Here is a 9,118-nt window from a genome sequence, read left to right as displayed (position 1 = left end):
GCGCTCGCCGCCGCACGACGCCGGGACGACCGGGTCGCGGTCGACACCGAGGCGCCCGCGGTGCCGACCCCGCGGGGCCCCGGCGCGGCGGCCGGGCCGCGCGAGGCGGACCTGCTGCAGCGGCTGCCCGCCGCGGTGGCCGCCGGCGAGCTCGTGGTGCACTTCCAGCCGTTCGTCTCCGTCGCGGCGGGCCGCGTCGAGGGGGCGGAGGCCCTGGTGCGCTGGCAGCACCCGGAGCACGGCCTGCTCGGCCCGGACGCGTTCGTGCCCGCCGCCGAGCGCACCGGCCTGATCCGCCCGGTCACGCTGCACGTGCTGGACGTCGCCCTGGCGCAGTGCGCCCGGTGGCGCGCGGTCGGGCCGGCGACGTTCGGGGTGTCGGTGAACGTGTCCGCGCACGACCTGGACGACCCGCGGCTGCTGGGCGACGTGCGGGCGGCGCTCGACCGGCACGGCCTGGCGCCGGACGCCCTCGGGCTGGAGGTCACCGAGACGATGGCGATGCGGGACGCCGCGCAGGCCGGCCGGACGCTGCGGGCGCTCGCGGACCTGGGCGTGCGGCTCGCGGTCGACGACTACGGGGTGGGCTACGGCTCGCTCGACTACCTGCGCCGGCTGCCCTTCACCGTGCTGAAGGTGGACCGGGCGTTCGTGGCGCCGGCGGTGGACGACCGGGTGTGCGCGGAGATCCTGCGGTCGACCGTCGACCTCGGCCACGCGCTCGGCATGCACGTGGTCGCGGAGGGCGTGGAGGACGACCGCACCCTGGCGCTGCTGCGCGGGCTGGGGTGCGACGTCGCGCAGGGCTGGGCGCTCGGCCGGCCCGGCCCGGCGGCGGCGCTGGACGACCGTCTGGGCGTCCACGCGCCTGTCAATTAGTAGATCCTTCAAGTATTCTCGCCGGACCGACCGGCCCCCGGGCCGCGCCGACCGACCCGAGGAGCACCCCATGCCCGACCGCCGAGCCACCGCGGCCGAGCGCCAGGCCCGCCTGGCCGCCGTCCGAGCCGAGCAGCGCAGGAAGGAGCGCGGCCGCGCGGTATGGATCGGCTCGATCGCCGGCGTGCTGGTGCTCGCCCTGGTCGGGGTGAGCGTCTGGGTCATCGCCGACGCGGGCCGCGACAAGGCCGCCGTGCAGGCGCAGGCCGACGCCGACATCGACGGCGTCGAGGCGATCGAGGGCCTCACGTTCAACCACGTCACCACGGGCGTCGACTACGCGCAGGACCCGCCCGCCGGCGGCGACCACAACGCGGCGTGGCTGAACTGCGGCGTCTACACCGAGCCGGTCCCGAACGAGAACGCGGTGCACTCCCTCGAGCACGGCGCGGTCTGGATCACCTACGACCCGTCGCTGCCCGCGGCCGACGTCGCGACGCTGCAGGCGTTCGCGGCCAACCAGTCGTACGTGCTGGTCTCCCCCTACGAGGGCCTCGACTCCCCCGTGACGATCAGCGCCTGGGGCTACCAGCTGAAGGTGGACTCGGTCGACGACGAGCGGCTGCCGGTGTTCCTGCAGAAGTACCTGCTCAACCCGGAGCTCGCCGAGGTCGGCGCGCCCTGCTCGAGCGGCGTGGGCACGCCGGCGTGACCTCCCCCGTCCTCGACGACGCGCCGGTGGCACCCGCGCCCGTGCCCGCGGGCCGGGGCCACGGGCGCGTCGTGCTCGCGGTCGTGGCGCTCGCCGCGCTGGTGCTCGGCGCCCTGGCCGGCGCGCTGCTCGCCCGGCAGCCCGCGCTCGCCGCGGCGGCCGAGGGCTCGGTCGACGCCGGGTTCGCCCGGGACATGCAGGCGCACCACGCCCAGGCCGTCGACCTCGCGGTGCTGGTCCGGGACCGCAGCACCGACGACGAGGTGCGGACGGTCGCGCTCGACATCCTGCTCACCCAGCAGAACCAGATCGGGCAGATGGCCGGCTGGCTGTCGACATGGGGCCTGCCCGCCGCGGCGTCGGAGCCGCCGATGGCGTGGATGGCGGGCACCGGGCACGGGCACGGGACCGCGGGCGGCACCGCCGGGGACGCCGCCGGCTACGCGGCGATGCCCGGCTGGGTGTCCCGGGCGGACCTGGCCCGGCTGACCGCGGCCACCGGGGCCGAGGCGGACCGGCTGTTCCTGCAGCTGATGATCCCGCACCACCAGGGCGGTGTGGAGATGGCCGCGTACGCCGTCGAGCACGCGCAGCGGCCCCAGGTCGTCGCGCTGGCGCGGACGGTCGTCACGTCCCAGGAGCGCGAGCTGACCGCGCTGCAGGACATGCTCGACGCGCGCGGCGGCCCGGTCGGCTGACGCGGCCCCGCGCTAGTCCCGCTCGCGCAGCTCCAGGCTGATCTGGTCCGCGTCGAGCACCCGCAGGGCCTCGGTGAGCGCACCGGAGCTCGCCGTGCCGAGGTCGCGGACCTTGAGCAGCGCCTCCCGCTGCGCGTCGAGCACCGCCAGCCGGAGCTCGCGCACCTGGGCCGCGGCGGACGCGCGGTCCTCGGCGGCGTCCTCGTCCTCGTCGACCTCCCCGCCCTGCCGCTCGGCGATCCGCCGGGCCTTGTCCAGGACGGACGGGTCGTACGGGGTGCCGTCGGGCCGGCGCAGGTCCGGGTCGCCCAGCAGCGCGGCGGCGGCGGTGGACATCTCCCCCACCAGCCGGTCCACCTCGGCGCGGTCGTCGGCGCCGTCGCGACCGAGCCCGAGCCTGCGCACCAGCCAGCCGAGGGTCCCGCCCTGCACGAGGAGCGTGCCGGCCGCGACGATGAACGCGACCAGGACCAGCAGCGCGCGGTGCGGGGTCTCGCGCGGCAGCGACTGCGCGGCGGCCAGCGTCACGACGCCGCGCATCCCCGCCCAGACCAGGATCGCGCCCTCGCGCGGGCCGAGGTGCTCGGCCTGGAGGTAGTCGATGTCGGCGATCCGGCGGGTGATCCGGTAGCGCAGCCGCACGCCCCGGCTCTCCGGGGCGTCGTCCCGGCCCAGGCGCGGCCGGCGGCGGCCCAGCACGCGCCGCACCTTCGTCGCGTCCACGGGCGCGGTGGTGGCCCGCGGGGCCGCCCCCGCGGGCGGCGCGCCCGGGAGCCGGTGCTCGGCCAGGTCCTCCCGCGTCAGCGTGGCCAGCCGCTCGGGGCGCTCGTTCAGCGCGGTGAGGTAGCCGCGCACCGTGACCCCCCGCCGGGCCCGCCGCGACAGCCGGGACAGCAGGTAGGCGACGTACCCGGTGCGGACCACCAGCACCACGGCCGCCGACAGCGCCCCGAGGCCGACCGCCGCCCACAGGTGCCCGTGGTCCGCGCGGACCTCCGCGACCAGGCCGTACAGCTCGAGCCCCATGACCAGGAACACCGCGCCCTCGAGCAGCAGCTCCAGGGTGCGCCAGTTCGCCGCCTCCGCGATCCGGTCCTGCGGCCGCAGCCGCACGCTGCCCGCCCCGGCGACCAGCCCGGCGCTCACCGTGGCGACCAGGCCGGACGCGTTCAGGTGCTCGGCCGGGATGTAGGCGACGAACGGCACGATGAACGACACCGCCGTCGTCAGGTGCGGGTCGGCCATCCGGGTCCGGACCCACAGGCTGACCTTGCCGACCAGGCCGCCGATCGCAACCGCCACGACCACCGCGTAGATGAAGTCGGTCGCCACCTCCCACAGCGTGACGGACGCGGCGGTCGCCGCCACCGCGGAGCGCAGCAGCACCAGCGCCGAGGCGTCGTTCAGCAGGCTCTCGCCCTCCAGCACCGTGACGATGCGCGGACTCACCCCGGACTTCCGGACGATCGACGTCGCCACCGCGTCGGTCGGGCTGAGGACGGCGCCCAGCGCGATCCCGGTGGCCAGCGACACGTCGGGGATGAGCCAGGAGAAGATCACGCCCAGCACCACCGACGTCGCCACGACCAGGAGCACGGACAGGCCGCTGATGGCCGTCAGGTCGCGCCGGAAGTCCATGGTCGGCACCGACACCGAGGTCGCGTACAGCAGCGGCGGCAGGACGATCCCGAGGATCCACTCCGGCTCGATCTCCACCGCCGGCACCGCCGGGACCAGGCTGATGGCGACGCCCAGCGCCACCAGCAGCAGCGGCGCCGACACCCCCACCCGCGGGGCGAGGGCGGTGACGGTGACCACCGCGACGGCGCCGATCACCCCGATCAGCAGCAGGTCCATGCGCGTCGCCCCTCCGTGGTGCGCCCGGCGCGGCTCAGCCGGCGGACCGCACGGCCGCCGGGGCCGGGGCCGCGCGCACGAGGCCGCGGTAGTACTCGATCTTCTCCGCGAGGTGCTCCTGCTGGTGCAGCAGCCGCTCGATGGTCGAGGCTACGTGCTCGGCGTGGGCCTCGAGCAGCGCCAGCCGCTCCGGCACGGTCGCGTCGGCCTGCGGGCCGGTGGCCAGCGCGAGCCCCGCGTACCGGCGCATCGCGGCGATCGGCATCCCGGTGTCCCGCAGGCAGCGCAGCACGCCGAGCCACTCCAGGTCGGCGTCGTCGTACCGGCGGCGGCCCGCCGCGTCCCGCCGGACGCCGCGAACCAGGCCGATCTTCTCGTAGTAGCGCAGCGTGTCCAGGCTGAAGCCGGAGCGCCGGGCGGCGTCGGCCGGGGCGTAGGTGGTCATGGGCGCCAGTGTGGCGCGGCGCGGGCGCCGACGGGAGCGCCCCGACCCCGGGGCTTGCGCTGGAGCGCGCTCCAGCCACGACGCTGGCCGGCATGACGACGACGCCCCTGTCCGGGCCGGCGACCACGCCCACCCCCACGCCCACCGACGACCTCGCGGCCACGGCCCCGCCGATCGCCCTCGGCGCCATGCTGTTCGGCACCCGGCACGACGACGCCGCGTCCTTCGAGCTGCTCGACGCGTACGTCGAGGCGGGCGGCGTGTGGATCGACACCGCCGACTGCTACGCCTTCTGGGCCGACGACTCGGGCCGCGGCGGCCAGAGCGAGCCCGTGCTGGGTCGCTGGCTCGCGGCCCGTCCCGGGATGCGCGACCGGGTGCGGATCGCGACCAAGGTCGGCTGCGAGCCGCTGTGGCCGGGGTCGTTCCCGGACCGCACGACGGGGCTCGGCGCGGACGTCGTGCGGTCCGTGGCGCGGCAGAGCCTGGACCGGATGGGGATCGACCGCATCGACCTGTTCTGGGCGCACCGCGACGACCGGTCGACCCCGCTGCCCGAGATCGTCGACGGCTTCGCCGGGCTCGTCGCCGACGGGGTGGTCGGCGCCTGGGGCTTCTCCAACACCGCGCTGTGGCGGGTCGAGCGGGCCGCCGGGACCGCCCGGGCGCGGGGCCTCGCGGAGCCCACCGCGCTGCAGCTGCGGTACTCGTACCTGCAGCCGCGCCCGATGGTCCGGGACCACGAGCACGACCACCGGTTCGGCTGGATCACCGACGAGGTGCTCGACTACGCCGAGGCGGAGCCCGCCGTCGGGCTCTGGGCGTACAGCCCGCTGATGTCGGGCGCCTACGAGCGGGCCGACCGGCCGGTGCCGGAGGGGTTCGACCACCCCGGGACCGCGCGCCGGCTGGCCGTGCTGGCGGAGGTGGCCGCCGGGCTCGGCGTCAGCCGGAGCGAGGTCGTGCTGGCGTGGCTGGCGGGGGGCAGCCCGCGGGTGGCGCCGGTGGTGGGGGTGAGCAGCCTCGGCCAGCTCGCCACGGCGATGGCGGGGGTGCGGCTGGAGCTGCCGCCGGCGGACCGGGAGCGGCTGAACGCGGCCTGGTGACCCACCCGCGGGTGCGCGCGGGGTCGGTAATGAGACTGACTATCAGTCGTGTTAGCGTGTCCGCGCTGATCATCCGACCCGCGACCGGAGAGGAGACGGCGGCGAGGGCACCCGTGCGCCCGCACGGCCCCCCGGCCGCCGGCCCCCCACATGACCCTTTCGACCCGTACCCGCCCCCGCCTGGCCGCCGCGCTCGGCCTCGGCGTGACCGCCGCGCTGCTCGCCGCGTGCGGCCAGTCCGGCGACGCCTCCGCGGCGCCGTCCGCCACCGAGGAGACGGCCGGCACCCCGGCCGCCACCGAGGTCGCCACCGCCAAGCCGCGCCTCGCGCTCACCTACGACGGCGGCATCCAGGTGCTCGACGCCGACACCCTCCAGGTCGTCTCCGACATCGAGCTGGCCGGCTTCAACCGCCTCAACCCGGCCGGCGACGACCGGCACGTGCTCGTCTCCACCACCGGCGGGTTCCAGGTGCTCGACGCCGGCACCTGGACGCAGCCGCACGGCGACCACACGCACTCGTACACCGCGGACCCGGTGCTGACCGACGTGGTGTGGCCGGCCGGGACGCCGGGCCACGCCGTCCGGCACGAGGGCCGCACCGCGCTGTTCGACGACGGCACCGGCCAGGTCACCGTCGTCGACTCCGACGCCCTGGCCGACCCGGACGCCGAGACCCGCGACTACACCACCCCGTCCGCGCACCACGGCGTCGCGGTCGAGCTCACCGACGGCACCCTCGTCGTCTCCGACGGCACCGAGGACGCGCGCACCGGCGTGCGGGTCCTCGACGCGGACGACACCGAGATCGCCGCGACCGACACCTGCCCGGGCGTGCACGGCGAGGCCGTCGCCGCCGACGAGGCCGTGGTCATCGGCTGCGAGGACGGTGCCGTGATCTGGGCCGGCGGCACGCTGACCAAGGTCACCGCCCCCGACGCCTACGGCCGCATCGGCAACCAGGCCGGGTCCGAGGCCTCGCCCTACGTCCTCGGCGACTACAAGTCGGACCCCGACGCGGACCTGGAGCGCCCGACCCGCGTCTCGCTGATCGACACCCGCGACGCGTCGATGCGCCTGGTCGACCTGCCGTCGTCGTACACGTTCCGCTCGCTCGCCCGCGGCGACGCCGGCGAGGCCCTGGTGCTCGGCACCGACGGCGCGCTGCACGTCATCGACCCGGAGTCCGGCACCGTCGTCCGGTCCGTGCCGGTGATCGACGCGTGGGAGGAGCCGGAGGAGTGGCAGCAGCCGCGCCCGGCGATCACGGTCCTGGACGGCTCGGCGTACATCACCGACCCGGCGACGAACCGCGTGCACGCCGTCGACGTCGAGACCGGCGAGGTGTGGCTGAGCGCCGACCTCGAGGTCACGCCGAACGAGCTCACCGGCGTCTCGGGCGCGGTCGCGGAGCACGGCGGGCACGACCACGCCGAGGGCGGGCACGACGAGCACGCGCACGAGGACGAGCACGCGCACGAGGACGAGGGCACCGAGGGCTGACCCCACCCCCACCTCCTCGGGTGGAGCGACCTGCCCGGACACGCCGCGCGTGCCGGGCAGGACGCTCCACCCCGGCGCATCCCGACCCGGAAGGACCCCCGTGCCCCGCACACCCCCCGTACCCCGCACACCCCGCACGCCCCGCGCCGCCCGCGTCCTCGCCCCCGCCGTCGCGCTCGGCCTCGCCGGTGCCGCGCTCGCGGCCTGCTCCCCCGCCGGCGACGACGACGCCCCGCACGACGTGGTGGCCGCGTTCTACCCGCTGCAGTTCGTCGCCGAGCGGGTCGGCGGCGAGCACGTCGCCGTCACGTCGCTGACCCCGCCCGGCGGCGAGTCGCACGACCTCGAGCTGTCGCCGAGCGCCGTCTCCCGGGTCGGCGAGGCGGACCTGGTCGTGTACCTGTCCGGCTTCCAGGCCGCGACGGACGCCGCCGTGGCCGCGACCACCCCCGCCCACGTGGTCGACACCGCCGAGGCGGCGGCGCTGGAGGTCGCACCGGACGGCGTCGAGCCCGGCGCCGGCACCGGCCTCGACCCGCACTTCTGGCTGGACCCGACGCGGCTCGCCGACGTCGCGCACCAGGTCGGGGACGCGCTCGCGGAGATCGACCCCGAGCACGCCGGCGACTTCGCCGCCGCCGCGGACGCCCTGGTCGCCGACCTCGACGCCCTGGACGTCGAGCTCGAGGCGGGGCTCGCCGTCTGCCGGGGGGCGACGCTCGTCGCCTCGCACGAGGCGTTCGGCTACCTGGCCCAGCGGTACGGGCTGCACCAGGTGGGCCTGAGCGGGATCGACCCGGAGGTCGAGCCGTCGCCCGCGCGGCTGCGCGACGTCGCGGCGACCGTCGAGGCGGAGGGCGTCCGGACGCTGTTCTTCGAGACGCTGACCAGCCCCAAGGTCACCCGGACGCTCGCCGACGACCTGGGCGTGGCGACCGCCGTGCTGGACCCCCTCGAGGGTCTCGCGGAGGACGACGAGCGCGACTACCTCGACGTCATGCGGGACAACCTCGCCGCGTTGACCGCCGGGCTCACCTGCGGGGCGTGACCGCCCGCGCGCGACGACGGCGCCGGACCCCGCCCGGGGGCCCGGCGCCGTCGTCGCACCCGGCTCAGTGCGAGCGGAGCGCGTCGACCAGGTCGGCCTTCTTCATGGACGACCGGCCCTCGATGCCGATCTCCGCCGCCCGCTTGCGCAGGTCCTCGACGGTCCAGTCCTCGTAGGACCCGGACTCGCCGCCCTTCTTCCCGACCGACGACCGCCCGCGCGCCGCCGCGGCGTTGGCGATGCGGGCCGACTTCTCCTTGCTGTTGCCCTCGTCGCGGAGCTCCTCGTAGAGCCCCTTGTCCTTGACGCTCGGGCCCGGGTCACGGCGCGGCATGGCGACCTCCTCGGTGTGGACGACGTCCGGTCCTCCCGACGATGCCCCCGGCCCGCGCCGACCGCATCCGCAGGCCGCCGCGTCAGGCCGCGCGGTCGCCGAGCCAGGGCGCCAGCACGTCGTCCGCGCCGAGCCACGGGTGCAGCCCCCGCGCGTGCTCGTCCGCCGTCAGCAGCACGTCGTCGAACGCCGCCAGCAGGTCGGCCCGCACGTCCTCCACGCCGGTGAACACGAGCCGCGTGGCCGCCGGCTGCCGCCCCCAGGTGCCGAGGGCCCCGACGCTGAGCCGGCCGCCGGCGCCGTCCCAGACGCAGACCGAGTCGGGCCGCGTCGGGACCCAGAAGTGCCCGCGGCTGCGGTGCGGGCCCCGCCCGAGCCGGGCGACCTCGGCCACCAGGCGCTCGGGGTGCAGCGGCCGGTCGGCGCGCAGCTCGAGCGTCCACACCCCCCGCGCCGTGGGCGCGCCCGGCACCGGCGCGGCGTGCCGCGGGTCGAGGCGCCGGTCCCCCGCCCGCACGTCGTGCACCCCCGCGAGC

At 76.7% G+C, this 9,118-nt stretch carries 10 protein-coding genes; 6 read left to right on the top strand and 4 right to left on the bottom strand.

The features are described 5' to 3' along the window. From FA014_RS15595 to FA014_RS15585, 3 genes are all read left to right on the top strand, one after another. The coding region (locus FA014_RS15595; RefSeq protein ID WP_230323235.1) for an EAL domain-containing protein at positions 1 to 879 on the top strand (879 nt) is incomplete at its 5' end. A 70-nt stretch (positions 880 to 949) separates the two neighbouring features. Then, entirely contained in the window at positions 950 to 1,591 is a 642-nt protein-coding gene (locus FA014_RS15590; protein ID WP_154730569.1) for a DUF3105 domain-containing protein, read from the top strand. Further along, positions 1,588 to 2,289 (top strand): DUF305 domain-containing protein, encoded by a 702-nt coding sequence (locus tag FA014_RS15585; protein WP_195969314.1) that lies wholly within the window; start codon positions 1,588 to 1,590, stop codon positions 2,287 to 2,289. Before FA014_RS15590 ends, FA014_RS15585 begins: the two co-directional genes overlap by 4 nt. A 12-nt stretch (positions 2,290 to 2,301) precedes the next feature. On the opposite strand, the gene FA014_RS15580 is transcribed toward FA014_RS15585, so the two are convergent. Together FA014_RS15580 and FA014_RS15575 are read right to left on the bottom strand one after the other, a co-directional pair. Then, positions 2,302 to 4,146: a cation:proton antiporter gene (locus FA014_RS15580; RefSeq protein WP_154730568.1), complete on the bottom strand. Its 1,845-nt coding sequence runs from the start codon at positions 4,144 to 4,146 to the stop codon at positions 2,302 to 2,304. A gap of 34 nt (positions 4,147 to 4,180) precedes the next feature. Beyond that, a complete protein-coding gene (locus tag FA014_RS15575) occupies positions 4,181 to 4,591 on the bottom strand; it encodes a MerR family transcriptional regulator (RefSeq protein WP_154730567.1) in 411 nt (136 codons plus the stop codon). 92 nt (positions 4,592 to 4,683) lie between these two features. Between FA014_RS15575 and FA014_RS15570 the strand changes: the two genes are divergently transcribed. From FA014_RS15570 to FA014_RS15560, 3 genes are all read left to right on the top strand, one after another. Continuing rightward, positions 4,684 to 5,697 carry an aldo/keto reductase gene (locus FA014_RS15570; protein ID WP_154730566.1) on the top strand — a complete coding sequence of 338 codons (1,014 nt, stop codon included), beginning with the start codon at positions 4,684 to 4,686 and terminating at the stop codon, positions 5,695 to 5,697. 150 nt (positions 5,698 to 5,847) lie between these two features. Then, the gene (gene aztD / locus FA014_RS15565; RefSeq protein ID WP_154730565.1) at positions 5,848 to 7,200 is read left to right on the top strand and encodes a zinc metallochaperone AztD; all 1,353 of its coding nucleotides are present in this window, start codon (positions 5,848 to 5,850) and stop codon (positions 7,198 to 7,200) included. Positions 7,201 to 7,300: 100 nt separating this feature from the next. Further along, positions 7,301 to 8,248: a metal ABC transporter substrate-binding protein gene (locus FA014_RS15560; RefSeq protein ID WP_154730564.1), complete on the top strand. Its 948-nt coding sequence runs from the start codon at positions 7,301 to 7,303 to the stop codon at positions 8,246 to 8,248. Positions 8,249 to 8,312: 64 nt separating this feature from the next. Here FA014_RS15560 and FA014_RS15555 read toward each other — a convergent pair whose 3' ends face one another. Further along, the gene (locus tag FA014_RS15555) at positions 8,313 to 8,582 is read right to left on the bottom strand and encodes a DUF7218 family protein (protein ID WP_147795912.1); all 270 of its coding nucleotides are present in this window, start codon (positions 8,580 to 8,582) and stop codon (positions 8,313 to 8,315) included. Between the two features lie 82 nt (positions 8,583 to 8,664). Beyond that, positions 8,665 to 9,118, bottom strand: a 454-nt coding sequence (locus FA014_RS15550; RefSeq protein WP_195969313.1) for a GTP-binding protein, incomplete at its 5' end; no start/stop codon positions are given.

The organism is Cellulomonas hominis (assembly GCF_005239125.1).
In the GTDB taxonomy this organism is placed as follows: domain Bacteria; phylum Actinomycetota; class Actinomycetes; order Actinomycetales; family Cellulomonadaceae; genus Cellulomonas; species Cellulomonas hominis_A.
The sequence above is the reverse complement of the archived record's forward strand: the minus strand, read 5'-3'. Positions and strand labels throughout refer to the sequence as shown.

What these genes read in the sequence shown, in the direction of transcription:
- FA014_RS15590 (WP_154730569.1), top strand. Translation starts at nt 950, where the DNA reads ATGCCCGACCGCCGAGCCACCGCGGCCGAGCGCCAGGCCCGCCTGGCC.
- FA014_RS15580 (WP_154730568.1), bottom strand. Translation starts at nt 4,146, where the DNA reads ATGGACCTGCTGCTGATCGGGGTGATCGGCGCCGTCGCGGTGGTCACC.
- FA014_RS15575 (WP_154730567.1), bottom strand. Translation starts at nt 4,591, where the DNA reads ATGACCACCTACGCCCCGGCCGACGCCGCCCGGCGCTCCGGCTTCAGC.
- FA014_RS15570 (WP_154730566.1), top strand. Translation starts at nt 4,684, where the DNA reads ATGACGACGACGCCCCTGTCCGGGCCGGCGACCACGCCCACCCCCACG.
- aztD (WP_154730565.1), top strand. Translation starts at nt 5,848, where the DNA reads ATGACCCTTTCGACCCGTACCCGCCCCCGCCTGGCCGCCGCGCTCGGC.
- FA014_RS15555 (WP_147795912.1), bottom strand. Translation starts at nt 8,582, where the DNA reads ATGCCGCGCCGTGACCCGGGCCCGAGCGTCAAGGACAAGGGGCTCTAC.